13 protein-coding genes, 1 tRNA gene and 1 pseudogene are annotated in these 13848 nt (G+C 65.3%); 10 read left to right on the top strand and 5 right to left on the bottom strand.

Annotated features, from left to right (window positions below; genetic code table 11):
• Nucleotides 1-10: 10 nt before the first annotated feature.
• From ychF to SAMIE_RS06890, 4 genes are all read left to right on the top strand, one after another.
• Nucleotides 11-1111: a redox-regulated ATPase YchF gene (gene ychF, locus SAMIE_RS06905; protein ID WP_066700895.1), complete on the top strand. Its 1101-nt coding sequence runs from the start codon at nucleotides 11-13 to the stop codon at nucleotides 1109-1111.
• A gap of 4 nt (nucleotides 1112-1115) precedes the next feature.
• Nucleotides 1116-1637 carry a DNA-deoxyinosine glycosylase gene (locus SAMIE_RS06900; RefSeq protein WP_066700894.1) on the top strand — a complete coding sequence of 174 codons (522 nt, stop codon included), beginning with the start codon at nucleotides 1116-1118 and terminating at the stop codon, nucleotides 1635-1637.
• Nucleotides 1638-1717: 80 nt separating this feature from the next.
• Nucleotides 1718-3268, top strand: coding sequence for an alkaline phosphatase D family protein (locus SAMIE_RS06895; RefSeq protein ID WP_066700893.1), 1551 nt, complete (start codon nucleotides 1718-1720; stop codon nucleotides 3266-3268).
• Nucleotides 3157-3795 (top strand): MaoC family dehydratase, encoded by a 639-nt coding sequence (locus tag SAMIE_RS06890; RefSeq protein ID WP_083952501.1) that lies wholly within the window; start codon nucleotides 3157-3159, stop codon nucleotides 3793-3795. The genes SAMIE_RS06895 and SAMIE_RS06890 overlap by 112 nt, the downstream gene beginning before the upstream one ends.
• A 7-nt stretch (nucleotides 3796-3802) precedes the next feature.
• Here the strand turns inward: SAMIE_RS06890 and SAMIE_RS06885 are convergent, their stop codons facing one another.
• Both SAMIE_RS06885 and mutL read right to left on the bottom strand, forming a co-directional pair.
• Nucleotides 3803-4288, bottom strand: a complete 486-nt coding sequence (locus tag SAMIE_RS06885; protein WP_232037392.1) for a hypothetical protein — start codon at nucleotides 4286-4288, stop codon at nucleotides 3803-3805.
• A 2-nt stretch (nucleotides 4289-4290) separates the two neighbouring features.
• The gene (gene mutL / locus SAMIE_RS06880) at nucleotides 4291-6075 is read right to left on the bottom strand and encodes a DNA mismatch repair endonuclease MutL (protein ID WP_066700890.1); all 1785 of its coding nucleotides are present in this window, start codon (nucleotides 6073-6075) and stop codon (nucleotides 4291-4293) included.
• Nucleotides 6076-6233: 158 nt separating this feature from the next.
• On the opposite strand from mutL, the gene SAMIE_RS06875 reads away from it, so the two are divergent.
• From SAMIE_RS06875 to SAMIE_RS06850, 6 genes are all read left to right on the top strand, one after another.
• Nucleotides 6234-7280, top strand: a complete 1047-nt coding sequence (locus SAMIE_RS06875; protein WP_126516765.1) for a rod shape-determining protein — start codon at nucleotides 6234-6236, stop codon at nucleotides 7278-7280.
• An 18-nt stretch (nucleotides 7281-7298) separates the two neighbouring features.
• Complete coding sequence (gene mreC / locus SAMIE_RS06870) at nucleotides 7299-8219, top strand: rod shape-determining protein MreC (protein WP_066700889.1); 921 nt, start codon at nucleotides 7299-7301, stop codon at nucleotides 8217-8219.
• Entirely contained in the window at nucleotides 8216-8743 is a 528-nt protein-coding gene (mreD, locus tag SAMIE_RS06865; protein ID WP_066700888.1) for a rod shape-determining protein MreD, read from the top strand. The genes mreC and mreD overlap by 4 nt, the downstream gene beginning before the upstream one ends.
• Nucleotides 8740-10809 carry a penicillin-binding protein 2 gene (mrdA, locus tag SAMIE_RS06860; protein ID WP_066700933.1) on the top strand — a complete coding sequence of 690 codons (2070 nt, stop codon included), beginning with the start codon at nucleotides 8740-8742 and terminating at the stop codon, nucleotides 10807-10809. The genes mreD and mrdA overlap by 4 nt, the downstream gene beginning before the upstream one ends.
• Nucleotides 10806-11918: a rod shape-determining protein RodA gene (rodA, locus tag SAMIE_RS06855; RefSeq protein WP_066700887.1), complete on the top strand. Its 1113-nt coding sequence runs from the start codon at nucleotides 10806-10808 to the stop codon at nucleotides 11916-11918. The genes mrdA and rodA overlap by 4 nt, the downstream gene beginning before the upstream one ends.
• Nucleotides 11919-12023: 105 nt before the next feature.
• Nucleotides 12024-12099: transfer RNA gene (locus SAMIE_RS06850), tRNA-Lys, on the top strand.
• A 288-nt stretch (nucleotides 12100-12387) separates the two neighbouring features.
• Here the strand turns inward: SAMIE_RS06850 and SAMIE_RS06845 are convergent.
• The 3 genes and pseudogenes from SAMIE_RS06845 to SAMIE_RS06835 all read right to left on the bottom strand — a co-directional run bounded on the left by SAMIE_RS06845 (nucleotide 12388) and on the right by SAMIE_RS06835 (nucleotide 13805).
• On the bottom strand, nucleotides 12388-12603 hold the full coding sequence (locus tag SAMIE_RS06845) for a helix-turn-helix transcriptional regulator (RefSeq protein WP_013846807.1): 216 nt from the start codon (nucleotides 12601-12603) through the stop codon (nucleotides 12388-12390).
• 366 nt (nucleotides 12604-12969) lie between these two features.
• Nucleotides 12970-13044 (bottom strand): annotated as a pseudogene (locus SAMIE_RS06840) (phospholipase A); the annotation flags it as partial.
• A gap of 77 nt (nucleotides 13045-13121) precedes the next feature.
• Nucleotides 13122-13805, bottom strand: coding sequence for a TetR/AcrR family transcriptional regulator (locus SAMIE_RS06835; protein WP_013846808.1), 684 nt, complete (start codon nucleotides 13803-13805; stop codon nucleotides 13122-13124).
• Nucleotides 13806-13848: the final 43 nt, after the last annotated feature.

Genomic DNA, 13848 nt, shown 5'->3' with positions numbered 1-13848 from the left:
AGGCAATCAGATGGGTTTTCGTTGCGGTATCGTCGGCCTTCCCAATGTGGGCAAGTCCACCCTGTTCAATGCGCTCACCGAAACGCAGGCGGCGCAGGCGGCGAACTATCCCTTCTGCACCATCGAGCCGAACGAGGGCCGCGTCGCGGTGCCTGACGAGCGGCTTCAGGTGATCGCGAAAATCGGCGGATCGGCCAAGATCATAGAGACGCAGTTGAGCTTCGTCGACATTGCGGGCCTCGTGCGCGGCGCGTCGAAGGGCGAAGGCCTTGGCAACCAGTTCCTCGCCAACATTCGCGAGGTGGACGCCATCGTGCACGTCCTGCGCTGCTTCGAGGACGATGACATCACCCATGTCGAGGGCAAGGTCGATCCCATCGCCGACGCCGAGACGGTCGAGACCGAACTGATGCTCGCCGATCTCGAAAGCCTCGAAAAGCGCGTGCCCGCCTTCGCCAAGAAAGCGGCGCAGGGCGACAAGGATGCCAAGGCGGCGGCGTCCGTACTCGGGCAGGCGCTCGACCTGCTGCGCGACGGCAAGCCCGCCCGCCTCACGCAGCCGAAGGACGTAGAGGAAGAACGCATCTTCTCGCAGGCCCAGCTTCTGACCGCCAAGCCCGTCCTCTATGTCTGCAATGTCGAGGAGGAAGCGGCGGCGGAGGGCAATGCCCATAGCGCGCGCGTGTTCGAGAAAGCGGCGGCGGAAGGCGCGAAGGCGGTGATCGTGTCCGCCGCGATCGAGGCCGAACTCGTCACCATGCCGGTCGAGGAGCGCGCCGAATATCTCGAAGCGCTCGGCCTTTCCGAAGCCGGTCTCGCCCGCATCATCCGCGCGGGCTATGAACTGCTGGGCCTCATCACCTTCTTCACCGTGGGACCGAAGGAAGCACGCGCCTGGACCGTGGCGAAGGGCAGCAAGGCGCCGCAGGCCGCCGGCGCCATCCACTCCGATTTCGAGAAGGGCTTCATCCGCGCCGAAACCATGGCCTATGGCGATTATGTCCAGTTCAACGGCGAAGCAGGAGCCAAGGAAGCGGGCAAGTGGCGGTCCGAAGGCAAGGACTATGTGACGCAGGACGGCGACATCATGCTGTTCCGGTTCAACGTCTGACATCATGGCGCTGCGGCCCGGCCAGATGCCTGCGCAGCGCAAGGCCGCCTTCCCGCCCAGTGTCGATGCCGATACCCGCCTGCTGATCCTCGGCAGCCTGCCGGGGGAAGCGTCGATCCGGCAGGGCGAATATTATGCCCATCGGGGCAATGCCTTCTGGCATCTGCTGGGCGGCGTGCTGGAGGAAGACCTGCGCGCCATGCCCTACGCCATGCGCCTGAAGCGGCTCCGCGCACGGGGCGTGGGCCTGTGGGACGTGATCGAGAGCGCGGAACGCGAAGGCAGCCTCGACAGCAGCATCCGGGGCGAAGAACTGCGCGATCTGGGGCGGTTCGTCGAGCGGCTTCCGGCGTTGCGGGCCGTCGCGTTCAACGGAAAGACAGCGGCGGCGCACGGGCGCAGGCAATTGGGCGACCGGCCCGGCCTGACGCTCATCGACCTCCCCTCCTCCAGCGGCGCCTATGCCAGCCTGTCCCGCGAAAAGAAGGCGGAAGCATGGGCCGCGCTACGCCAATGGGCGGCTTAGGGCGCACCTTGTCCTGTCATATTGCGCGACTAGGGCAGCGGGCTAAGGTCCATGTCATCGAATCCGAAAAAGGTCGCCCGATGTTCACCCGCCGCCAGATACTGACCACCGCCACCGTCGCGCCCACGCTGGCCGCACCCGCGATCCTGAGGGCGCAGACATGGTTTGCGGGCTATCCCTTCGCGCTCGGCGTCACGTCCGGCGACCCCGCGCCCGACGGTTTCGTGATCTGGACCAAACTCGCCCCCCGTCCCATGGAGCCACATGGCGGAATGCCGATGGTGCCGCTGCCGGTGAAATGGGAAGTCGCGGGCGACGACCGGTTCAAGACGATTGTCGCGTCGGGCGAAGCGACGGCCCGGCCGGAGCTGGGGCACAGCGTTCATGTTGAGGTGACGGGACTGCAACCCGACCGCCCCTACTGGTATCGCTTCGCCATCGGGAACGACCAGTCGACGCGGGGCCGCGCCCGCACCCTGCCCTTGCCCGCGGCCAGCCTTTCCACGCTCAAATTCGGAGTGGCGGGATGCCAGAATTATGAGGATGGCTACTTCACGGCCTTCCGCCATCTGGCGCGCGAGGATGACCTTGCCTTCGTCTTTCACTATGGCGACTTCATCTATGAATATCAGCAGCGCACGCCCGATTATGACAAGGACGGCCTGCCGATGGACCAGGTCCGCCACCATGTCGGGCAGGACTGTTTCGACCTGACCGACTATCGCCTGCGTTATGCGCAATATCTGAGCGATTACGATCTTCAGGCCGCGCGCGCCCGGCATACATGGTTCCCGACCTTCGACGATCATGAGGTCGAGAATAACTGGGTCAGCGATTTCGACTGGAAGGACGCGCCGCCTGACATGTTCCGGCTGCGGCGTCAGGCCGGGATGCAGGCCTGGTATGAATATATGCCGGTGCGCGCCGCCCTGCTGCCCCGCAACGGCATCATCGCCAACGCTTTTCGGGAAGCGCGCTTCGGCGACCTGCTCTCCATCGATTTCCTCGACACCCGATCCTTCCGCTCCGACCAGCCCTGCGATGACGGATTCAAGACGCATTGCGCCGGGATCGACGACCCGAAGGCGCAGGTGATGTCGCCCGAGGAGGAAAGCTGGCTGGTGCGAAACCTGACCCGGCGGCAGACGAAATGGAACTGCGTCGCGCAGCAGGTGATGATGATGTCGCTCGACCGCCGCCGCTCCGCCGACGAGAAGGAGAAGATATACAATCTCGATAGCTGGGCAGCCTATGAGGCGCCCCGCAGGCGGCTGCTGGCGAAGATGCGCGGCCTCGACAATGTCGTCGTGCTGACCGGCGACGAGCATCAGAATTTCGCGGGGCTGCTGGAAAGCGAGGGCAAGCCGGTGGCGGTGGAGTTCGTGTCCACCTCCATCTCCTCGGGCGGCGACGGATCGGACCTGCGCGCGGGCAGCGACATCATGGTCCGCAACAATCCGCAGCTCAAATTCCTGAACGACCAGCGCGGCTATCTCACCTGCGAAGTGACGCCCGATGCATGGACCACGAAAGTACGCGTCATGGATCAGGTGTCCACGCCCGGCGGCGCAATCAGCACGCGCGCGACGCTGACGGTGCCGCGCGGTCAGGCGACCCTCGACGTCGCCTGACATTGACGTTAACGGAAACCGATCCTAGGTGTGCGTCGTCAACAGGAAGGAATGCAGCCGTGGCCGACGACATCATCTATTTCGAAGACCTGACGGTCGGCGACAGTTTCGATTTCGGCCCGATCACGGTCACGCGCGAGGAAGCCGTCGCCTTCGCCGCAGAGTTCGATCCGCAGCCCTTCCACCTGTCCGACGAGGCCGCCGCCTCCACCCATTTCGGCACCATCTCCGTCAGTGGCTGGCATACCACCGCCCTGTTCATGAAGATGTTCGTTCGCGCGATGCAGAAGGAGCCGGGCCGTCAGGCGGCAAGCCTCGGCGCGATGGGCGTCGATGAGCTGCGCTGGCTGCGCCCGGTGCGCCCCGGCGACACGCTGCGCGGACGCAACGAGGTGATCGACAAGAAAGCGTCGAAGAGCCGCCCGGAAATGGGCATCGTCCGCAACAAGGTCACACTTTTCAACCAGCAGGACGAGCCGGTGCTGACGATGATCCCCATCGCGATGTGGCGCACCCGGCCCGCCTGATCCGGCGTTACTGGTTGGCCTGAGCGTCGGCGGCCATGACGCGGATTTCGCGGGTCTTCGATCCCGCGATCTGCACCACATGGCGGCCGGGGGGAAGGTCGAACCAGACGATCTTGCGGATGCCCGAGCAGTCCGGCCCATGACCATGATCGACCGACGCCTGCACCGCCGTTCCAGTCACCACATCGACCCACGCCGGTCCCGAAAGCGCGATCCCGATCCGCGCCGCCTGCCTGACCGACAGGGTGAAGATGCCGCCGAAGCCCTGCCGGCCGTCCTTCCCCGGATCGGCGGCGAACTGCAGATAATTCGCCGGACTGAGCGTCGCAGTGACGGGCTTGCCCAGCAGCAGCGAAGGCGCGCCGTTCGGCTGGGTTCCGGCGGTCGCCGTCCAGCTTTGCGTCCAGCTCGTCCAGGGCACCGGCAGAAAGGGGGCGACCGCGCAGTCGGGCGCGGCGGCGGCTGCTGCCAGCATCAGAAGCGGACCCATCATCGTCATTTCCTTCCGAACAGCTTTTCGATGTCGCCATGGCCGAGCTTCACCCATGTCGGGCGGCCATGATTGCACTGGCCGGAGCGCGGCGTCACTTCCATTTCGCGCAGCAGCGCGTTCATTTCGGCGACGCTCAGCACCCGTCCTGCCCGCACCGATCCATGGCAGGCCATGGTCGCGGCGACGAGATCGAGCCGCTCCTTCAGTGACAGGGCCGTATCATAGGCGGCAAGATCGTCGGCAAGGTCCGATACCAGCCCCTGCACGTCCGACTGGCCCAGCATCGCGGGCGCCGCGCGCACCAGCATCGCGGACGGCCCGAACCGCTCCAGTTCCAGCCCGAAATCGCGCAGTTCGACAATGCGCGCCTCCAGCCGGTCGCACGCCGGTTCGTCCAGTTCCACCACTTCGGGCAGCAGCAGCGCCTGGCTTGCCACGCCCTGCCCTTCCATCGCGCGCCGCATCCGCTCCAGCGTCAGCCGCTCATGCGCGGCATGCTGATCCACGATGACGAGGCCGTCCTCGGCTTCCGCCACAATATAGGTGCGCGCTACCTGCCCGCGCGCGACGCCCAGCGGGAAGCTGGCGCCTTCGGGCGCGGGCGCGGTGGCGGTTTCGGCGCGGGCCTGCGGCGGCGGAGTAGTGAAGGACGGGCGATGATCCGCGACGCCCTGAAACAGCGGGTTGTAGCTGACAGGCCGCGCCGCCGCGTCGAAGATCGGCATCGCGCCGATGGGGGTGGGCGACACCGGCTCGGGCCGCCATGCCGCCAGCGCTGCCGGGTCCGCCATCTGCACCGCGCGAAATCCTTCCGCGTCGAGCGCGCGCCGGACGCCCGATACGATCATGCCGCGCATCAGCGCCGGATCGCGGAAGCGCACCTCCGTCTTCGCGGGATGGACGTTCACGTCGACCTCATGGGGCGGCACGTCGAGGAACAGCGCGACCACCGGATGCCGGTCCCGCGCCAGCATGTCGGCATAGGCTCCGCGCACCGCACCGATCAGCAGCCGGTCGCGCACGGGCCGCCCGTTCACGAACAGATATTGATGATCGCCCACGCCCCGGTTGTAGGTCGGCAGCGATGCGACGCCCGACAGGCGCACCCCTTCCCGCTCAAGGCTGACGATGACGTGATTGTCGGCCAATTGCCGGTCGGTGAGCGCGGCGACGCGATCTTCCCGCGCTTCCCCGCCCTGCACGCCCAGCACGCGCCGCCCGTCATGCTCGACGGAGAAGGCAACGGCAGGATGCGCCATCGCAAGTCGCCGCACCACGTCCAGACAGGCGGCATATTCGGCCTTCGCCGACCGCAGGAATTTACGCCGGGCGGGCACCTTGCCGAACAGTTGGTCGACCGTGATACGCGTGCCGGGAGGCAGCGCCGCCGGTCCTTCCGCCACAAGCTGACCGTTGTCGACGGTGCGGTTCCAGCCCTCCCCGCCGCGCGGGCGGCTGTCGATGGAAAGGCGCGCGACGCTGGCGATGGAAGGCAGCGCCTCGCCCCGGAAGCCCAGCGTCGCGACATTTTCGATGGCGTCGTCCGGCAGCTTCGACGTGGCATGCCGTTCCAGCGCGAGCGCCATTTCAGCCGAATCCATGCCGCATCCGTCGTCGCTCACCTCGATGCGGTCCAGCCCTCCGCCGGACAGCCGCACCGCTATACGGGTCGCCCCGGCATCGAGCGCATTTTCAACGATTTCCTTGAGCGCGCTGGCGGGTCTTTCGACCACTTCACCGGCAGCGATACGATTGACCAGATGTTCGGGCAGGCGGCGTATTGACATTGATTAGGGACTAGCCCAAGCGAGCGCTTTCCGCGAGCCGCGAACCTCATATTTTTTGCGCTGCAAGGGGCAAGGAACCGGGAGAGCGGACGAGCGAACAGCATACCGCCTCGCCCCGGCACGCGCGCGAGGGGACGGCGGGCGAAACAGGATAAGGCATGTCGATTTTTTCGCGTCTCTTCAAATTCTCCTCGCAGGATATGGCCATCGACCTCGGCACCGCTAACACGGTGGTCTATGTGCGCGGGCGCGGTATCGTTCTCAACGAACCGTCGGTCGTCGCAGTGGAGACGCTGAACGGCGTCAAGCGGGTGAAGGCCGTGGGTGAAGACGCGAAGCTGATGATGGGCAAGACGCCCGATTCCATCGAAGCCATCCGCCCCCTGCGCGACGGCGTGATCGCCGACATCGACGTCGCCGAACAGATGATCAAGCATTTCATCACCAAGGTGCATGGCGGCAAGCATAGCCCGTGGCGCGCGCCCGAAATCGTGATCTGCGTGCCGTCCGGCTCCACCAGCGTCGAACGCCGCGCCCTCCGCGACGCGGCCAGCAACGCGGGCGCGAGCCAGGTCTTCCTGATCGAGGAACCTATGGCCGCCGCAATCGGCGCGGACATGCCCGTCACCGAACCCATCGGTTCCATGGTGGTCGACATCGGCGGCGGCACGACCGAAGTCGCGGTGCTCTCGCTGCGCGGCCTTGCCTACACCACGTCGGTGCGCGTGGGCGGCGACAAGATGGACGAGGCCATCGTCTCCTTCGTCCGCCGCCATCACAACCTGCTCATCGGCGAAGCCACCGCCGAACGGATCAAGAAGCAGTTCGGCGTCGCCCAGCCGCCCGAGGACGGCGTCGGCGAAACGATCCATATCAAGGGCCGCGACCTCGTGAACGGTGTGCCCAAGGAAATCTCGATCAATCAGGGCCAGATCGCGGACGCACTCGCCGAACCGATCAGCACCATCGTCGAAGGCGTGCGCATCGCGCTGGAAAACACTGCGCCCGAACTGGCCGCCGACATCGTCGATCAGGGCATCGTGCTGACCGGCGGCGGCGCGCTGCTCAAGGGGCTGGACGACGAGCTGCGCGACGAAACCGGCCTGCCCGTCACCATCGCGGAAGATCCGTTGACCTGCGTCGCGATCGGCACCGGCCGCGCGATGGAAGATCCGATCTTCCGGGGCGTTCTCCAGACCGCCTGACGGGAGGGGCTTTGAGCGATGGCGCGGCCACCCAGCCGACGCCCTGGCATCAACCGCAGGGCGCAATATAGCCTGTTCGCCAGCTATGTGGTGGCGGTTGCGGGGGCGGCGGCGGGCCTGTTGCTGGTGGTCGTCGCGATCTTCGATCCTACCGGCTTTTCCGCGCTGCGCATCGCGGCGGCGGAAGTCACGCGCCCCGCCTCCGTCGCGATGAAGTCCATGGTGAGCGGTGTCAGCTCCATCGACGAGGTTCTGGCCGCCTATTGGCGCGCGGGATCGCAGAATGTGACGCTGCGCCGTCAGGTCGAGGCGGACCGCAACCGCATCATCGAAGCCAAGGCCATCGCGCAGGAAAATATCCGCCTCAAGAAGCTGCTGAAGCTGGTGGATGAGGACAATAGCGAGCTTTTGACCGCCCGGCTCATTTCGTCGTCGGCCACCAGCGCGCGCCGCCTCGCACGCCTCAACGCCGGAAGCTGGCAGGGTGTCCGCACCGGCATGCCCGTGCGCGCGCCGGAAGGACTGATCGGGCGGGTCCACAGCGTTACGCCCAACAGCTCCGACGTGCTGCTGCTGACCGACACCAGCAACATCGTGCCCGTCCGCCGCGCCAGCGACAATATCCCCGCCATCTCGACCGGCCTTGGCGACGGATCGCTGGAGATCCGGGCGCTGACGGCCGGGCGCAACCCGTTCAAGCCGGGCGATCTGCTGGTGACTTCGGGAACCGGGGGCGTCTATCAACCAAATATTCCGGTCGCGGTCATCGTGCGCGCACAGGGCGAGATCGCCTATGGCGTCCCGCTCGCCAATCCGGCGCGCGTCGACGCGGTCGTGGTCGAACGGGTGTTCGAGGAGGCGGTGACGCCTCCCGGCCCCGCCGCGACGCCGGTCGCCGCGCAGGACAATGCCGCGAACGGCGCCGCGCCCGCGCCATGATCGACCCGCATCTGCACCATGTGCCACGGCTCGGACGGCACCCGTCGCGCTTCCGGCTGGAAGCGACGCCCATCCTCACCGTCCTGATCGGCAGCGCGCTGACGGCGCTGCCCCTCGTCGCGCAGTCGCCGGTCATGCCGCCCTTCGGCCTGCTCATCCTGCTGTCGTGGCGGCTGCTGCGACCGGAACTGTGGCGGGCGTGGATCGGCGTGCCGCTGGGCCTGATGGACGATATGCTGAGCGGGCAGCCGATCGGATCGGCGATGTTCCTGTGGACTGTCACCCTGATCGGCATCGACGCCATCGAACATCGCATGGTGTGGCGCGGTTATCGGCAGGACTGGCTTATCGCGACGCTCGCGGTTATCTTCTGTCTTTCCGGCGGCCTGTTCTTCGCAAGGATCGCTGGCGGAGGTTCCGTGCGCTTTGCCCTCATCGCCCCCCAGATGATCTGGACGATATTGCTGTTTCCCTTTGTCGTCCGGCAATGCGCGCGGGTCGACCGCTGGCGCGTGATGGCATGAAGTTTCCCGGCCTCAAGAGCAAGACCCTCACCGAAGCATCGCAGACCCTGACCTTCAGCCGCCGGGCGATGGTGGTCGGCGGCATTCAGGGTCTGATCGGCGCGACCCTGATCGGCCGCATGGCGTGGATCAGCGTGGCGGAGAATGAGAAATACAGCCTTCTGTCGGAAAGCAACCGGGTCAACCTGACGCTCATTCCGCCGCGTCGGGGCTGGATCATCGACCGCAACGGACGCCCGCTCGCCAACAACCGCACCGACTTTCGCGTCGACCTGATCCCGCAGCGGCTGGTGGATGCCGACGCGACGATCAGGCAGCTCGCGCAACTGCTGAAGCTGGAAACGGACGATGTCGACCGCATCCGCGAGGAGCTGGAGAAATCCGCCGGTTTCCGCCCGGTGCAGGTGGCGGACAAGCTGAGTTACGACCAATATGCCGCGATCAGCGTGCGCCTGCCCGACTTGCCCGGCGTTGCGCCCAGTCAGGGTTTTTCCCGCAACTATCCCGCAGGGGCGGCGGTCGGGCATCTGCTGGGCTATGTCGGCGCGGCGACGGCGGAAGACTACAAGGCGCGCCGCGACCCCCTGCTCATCACGCCGGGGTTCAAGGTTGGCAAGGACGGGCTTGAAAAGACGTTCGACCGCCCGTTGACGGGCAAACCCGGAGCCAAGCGCGTCGAGGTGACGGCGCGCGGCAAGATCATGCGTGAACTCACCACCCGGCCGGATTCGCCGGGCCGGTCAATCAAGCTGACCATCGACGCGGGGCTGCAGGAATTTGCCGGCCGCCGCCTCGCCACCCAAAGCGGATCGGTGGTGGTGATCGACTGTCATAGCGGCGACGTGCTGGCGCTCGCGTCGATGCCCAGCTTCGACCCCAACAGCTTTTCCGACGGCATCAGCCATCTGGAATATGAGATGCTGTCGAAGGACGATCACGTCCCCCTGCGTAACAAGACGTTGCAGGGTCTCTATCCGCCCGGATCGACCGTTAAACCCATGGTGGCGCTGGCGCTGCTGGAAGCGGGCATATCGCCGGCCGAGACGGTCAGTTGTGGCGGCGCGATCCGTGTCGGCAACACCTTGTTCCACTGCCATAAGCGGCGCGGCCACGGCCCGCTCAACATGCGCGGCGCAATCGCGCAGAGCTGCGACATCTATTTCTACCAGATGGCCCAGCGCATCGGCATGGACCGCATCGCCAGCATGGCGCGGCGCGTGGGCATGGGGCAGAAATTCGACCTGCCTTTCCCCAGCCAGAGCTACGGCACCGTGCCGGACCCGGCGTGGAAGGAGCGGAAATACAAGCAGAAGTGGCAGGTCTACGACACGGTCAACGCCACCATCGGGCAGGGTTATATGCTCATCAACCCGCTCCAGATGGCGGTGATGGCCGCGCGCCTCGCCACCGGCAAGCAGTTGATGCCCAACTTCCTGTTCGGCGCCCCCCATGCCGCGCCGCAGCCGGTCGGCGTCAGCGAGGAGCATCTGGTCGTCATCCGCGACGCGATGAACGCTGTGGTCAACGGCGGGGGCACGGGCGGCGCGGCGCGCAGCTCCATCCCCGGCGTCATGATCGCGGGCAAGACCGGCACCGCGCAGGTCCGCCGCATCACCATGACGGAGCGCGCCGGCGGCGTGCGCGGCAATGCGGGGCTGCCCTTCAAGCTGCGCGACCATGCCCTGTTTCAGGGGTTCGCGCCGTTCGACAATCCGCGCTACGCCATCGCCTGCATCATCGAACATGGCGGCCACATCAACCGGGTCGAGGACGCGCCGATGATCGCGAGCGATACGCTGTCCTATCTGTTCGATCCGGCCAAGGCGATGGAAAAGCTGGAAACGCTGGAAAAGGACTGGGGCGGAACGCCCGCAGAGCGGCAAGCGAAGCAGATGGCGGCATTCCGCCTCGCCAAGGCTATCGAGAAGGGCGAAGCGCCTCCACCCGCTGCGCCCGAGGCGGCCAACGCCGCTGCCGACGCGTCGGCGGCCCCGGCGTCCGCGCCCGATCCTGAAGCCAGCGACCTGCCCGCCCCGCCCGGCTCCAACGCGACGGACGCGCCATGAGCATCGTCCCCAGACCCGTCACCGACTTTCCCTGGCGTATCCTGGCGCTATTGTTCGCGATCGCTTTGTTCGGCACCGTCGTGCTCTACAGCGCGGCGGGCGGCCACATACGGCCATGGGCCGTCAATCAGGGCGTGCGCTTCGTCATTTTCTCGATCATGGCGCTGGTGCTGAGCCGCGTGCCCGTGCAGGTCTTCGCCCGTTACGCTTTTCCCGCTTATGGCGCGGTGCTGGCGGCGCTGTTTCTCGTCGAACTGATCGGCGGCGTCGCGGGTGGCAGCCAGCGATGGATCAACCTTGGCTTCATGCAGTTGCAGCCGTCCGAATTCATGAAGCCCATCATCGTGCTGGCCATCGCCCGCTTCTACGCCATGCTGCCGGTGGGAGAGATACGCCGGTGGAACGCGATTTGGCCTGCGCTGGTGCTGATTGGCGTGCCATGGGCGCTGGTGCTGATCCAGCCCGACCTCGGCACCGCGACGATGATCGCGGCGGGCGGCGTCACCGTCATGTTCCTCGCCGGGTTGCCGCTCCGGCTGTTCATCGGCACAGGTCTGGCGGGCGCTGCCGCCATCCCCATCGCGTTCAGCTTTCTTCACGATTATCAGAAGAACCGCGTCCTCATCTTCCTCGATCCCGAAAGCGATCCGCTGGGCGCGGGCTATCATATCAGCCAGTCGAAGATCGCCATCGGGTCGGGCGGTTTCTGGGGCAAGGGCTTCCTGCAGGGGACGCAGAGCCATCTCGACTATCTGCCTGAGGGCCACACCGATTTCGTCTTCGCCACCATGGCGGAGGAATGGGGGCTGGTCGGCGGCACGCTGATGATCCTCGCCTTCCTCCTGCTGTTCCGCTGGGGCATACAGGTGGCGGTGCGCACGCAGGACAAGTTCGCGCGGCTGGCGGCGGCAGGCCTCACCACCACGATTTTCTTCTACGTCGCCATCAACCTGATGATGGTCATGGGGCTGGCGCCGGTGGTCGGCATTCCCCTGCCCTTCATGTCCTATGGCGGCTCCTCGATGCTGACGGTGATGCTGTGCGTCGGCGTCATCATGGCGATCGACCGGTCAGGCAGACGCAGGGCCAATCCCGGCCACTGGGCGTGACGCGGGCAAACCCGGAAAATTCCCTGCACCCGCGATTTTCTGTTTGCAAAGCACAAGCCGCCTGCTAACAGCCCGACCTCGCCGGCGGTTCCTGCCCCGGCCGATGGACGCATAGCTCAGTTGGTAGAGCAGCTGACTCTTAATCAGCGGGTCCTTGGTTCGAGCCCAAGTGCGTCCACCAAATTCTCTAGTGAAATCAATAGTATGCAAGGAAATCGCCGCAAGGTGATTTTCTCTTTTTGCGTTTTGCGCTACAAACTGCGCTACAGATTCCATGTGATGCGCGGCTCCAGGATGTTCAAAAAAGTGCCGGCACAGCTGATGCCCGGGGGCCGCATCCCGTCACGACATGACTGGCACCCGCATGGATGCACCGCGGGTACGGGCGATTCGCGTGTTCAGATAACGCGCGGAGTTCAGCCAGAGGCTGTTCTACACCGTTGGCGATGGGCGAATTGCCCCTGCGGTCCTAGGCGCGTGCCTCACGCGCTTTCAATAATGCGTCGCGATCGGCTTTACGCAGATCGATCCAGTCGTCGATTTCGGACGATATCCAGCGGTTTGTCCCGACGCCCAACTTTATCGGCGCGGGAAACCGCCCTTGCTTGATCAGGCGTGCTACATGCTGCCGGGTGAAAGGAATGCCCTTCGCCTTCAGGTCGGAGAACGCGAGCAGGTCAGGCATGGTAACATCCAATCTGACCGTCTGCTGACTCCAGAGGCGCGATTGGGGAAATGGAGCTACCGGCAGCGATCTCTCCACGGCTTGCGCTTTCTCCCTTCCCCCTCCTCTTCCGATAACTCTGAGATGATCGGACGATGCAGCGACCACAGGGTGCAAAAGGGCGCCACACTCGGCCAGAAGCATTCTGATTGAAATAGTGCATGGATCGCTGACCCGTCGGGCAGCGCGGGGAGACCACAACGCAATGTCAGGTTAGCATTTCACGGAAAGTCCCCAAAGGGGCCAAGATCGCATTTTTGGGCAATCCAGTGCCTACTTGTCGGCTCTCGGTGCTTTATAGCCTTACACGAGGCTAGGACGCCAAGGCTACCGCGCCAATACCACGCCGATCCTGAGGCGTGTCGCATTGCGGTCATAGTCGAACAGATTCTCGCCATAGCCGACGAAGAACTGCCTTCAGAAGGAAGACGAAGCCAAAGACAAATGCGGCTGTCCGCCCGGATTGGCGCGGATGAATGTCAGGCTGGCAATTGGGCATTGTCTTCCTCATGGCGCGCGCGATAGTCCTGCCCGGCAGCGTTCAGGCCCGCGAGCGCGAAACGATGCAAATGGTCCGCCAGCGCCCGGCGATCGATCCGCAATATGTCCCTGCCCGGTGCGGGCAGGTTATCGCCGGCGATCAGCAGCATGGCGCATGGCGCGGCCACGCTGATCAGGCAGCAGAGCAGTTCCGGCGCGCCGATGGGTATCCCGCTCACGTCGCTCAATATCCGCAGCGCGACGCGAAGCTTGGGCGGCGCTTCCTCGTCGCGCAGGACGGCAAAATGCGCGGACGGCGCCGCAAGTTCCCGAACCAGCACGGCAGTACTCCAATGCGAGGGCCCGGCGAGGCGGCCGACGATGGCATCGAGCAGCGTGCCAAGCTTTTCTTCGGGCATCACCTGGCTTGCAGATATCCGCTCGAGTTCCTCAAGCCGTACAAACCGTCGATGCGCCTCGACCAGCACGGCCCGGTAGAGGCCATCGCGATTGCCGAAATGATAGTTGATCGAGGCAAGGTCGACTTCCGCCTTCGCGGCGATCGCCTTGCTCGTGGTAGAGGCCAGCCCCTGCGACGCGAACAATGTGCCAGCGCTTTCCAATATGCGCGCGCGGGTCGCCGCACCGTCCGACCGGGGGCCTCGGAGGGGTTTGCCATTCATGATTTGCTCTTGAACCGGATCAGATTGTAGGACAAGTCGAACA

The sequence above is a fragment of the Sphingobium amiense genome (genome assembly GCF_003967075.1).
GTDB lineage: Bacteria > Pseudomonadota > Alphaproteobacteria > Sphingomonadales > Sphingomonadaceae > Sphingobium > Sphingobium amiense.
This window is presented reverse-complemented; position numbering and strand designations above follow the sequence as displayed.

Bases quoted from the DNA above. Each gene is read 5' to 3' on its own strand.
- ychF (WP_066700895.1), top strand. From the start codon at position 11: ATGGGTTTTCGTTGCGGTATCGTCGGCCTTCCCAATGTGGGCAAGTCC.
- SAMIE_RS06900 (WP_066700894.1), top strand. From the start codon at position 1,116: ATGGCGCTGCGGCCCGGCCAGATGCCTGCGCAGCGCAAGGCCGCCTTC.
- SAMIE_RS06895 (WP_066700893.1), top strand. From the start codon at position 1,718: ATGTTCACCCGCCGCCAGATACTGACCACCGCCACCGTCGCGCCCACG.
- SAMIE_RS06890 (WP_083952501.1), top strand. From the start codon at position 3,157: ATGGACCACGAAAGTACGCGTCATGGATCAGGTGTCCACGCCCGGCGG.
- SAMIE_RS06885 (WP_232037392.1), bottom strand. From the start codon at position 4,288: ATGATGGGTCCGCTTCTGATGCTGGCAGCAGCCGCCGCCGCGCCCGAC.
- mutL (WP_066700890.1), bottom strand. From the start codon at position 6,075: ATGTCAATACGCCGCCTGCCCGAACATCTGGTCAATCGTATCGCTGCC.
- SAMIE_RS06875 (WP_126516765.1), top strand. From the start codon at position 6,234: ATGTCGATTTTTTCGCGTCTCTTCAAATTCTCCTCGCAGGATATGGCC.
- mreC (WP_066700889.1), top strand. From the start codon at position 7,299: ATGGCGCGGCCACCCAGCCGACGCCCTGGCATCAACCGCAGGGCGCAA.
- mreD (WP_066700888.1), top strand. From the start codon at position 8,216: ATGATCGACCCGCATCTGCACCATGTGCCACGGCTCGGACGGCACCCG.
- mrdA (WP_066700933.1), top strand. From the start codon at position 8,740: ATGAAGTTTCCCGGCCTCAAGAGCAAGACCCTCACCGAAGCATCGCAG.
- rodA (WP_066700887.1), top strand. From the start codon at position 10,806: ATGAGCATCGTCCCCAGACCCGTCACCGACTTTCCCTGGCGTATCCTG.
- SAMIE_RS06845 (WP_013846807.1), bottom strand. From the start codon at position 12,603: ATGCCTGACCTGCTCGCGTTCTCCGACCTGAAGGCGAAGGGCATTCCT.
- SAMIE_RS06835 (WP_013846808.1), bottom strand. From the start codon at position 13,805: ATGAATGGCAAACCCCTCCGAGGCCCCCGGTCGGACGGTGCGGCGACC.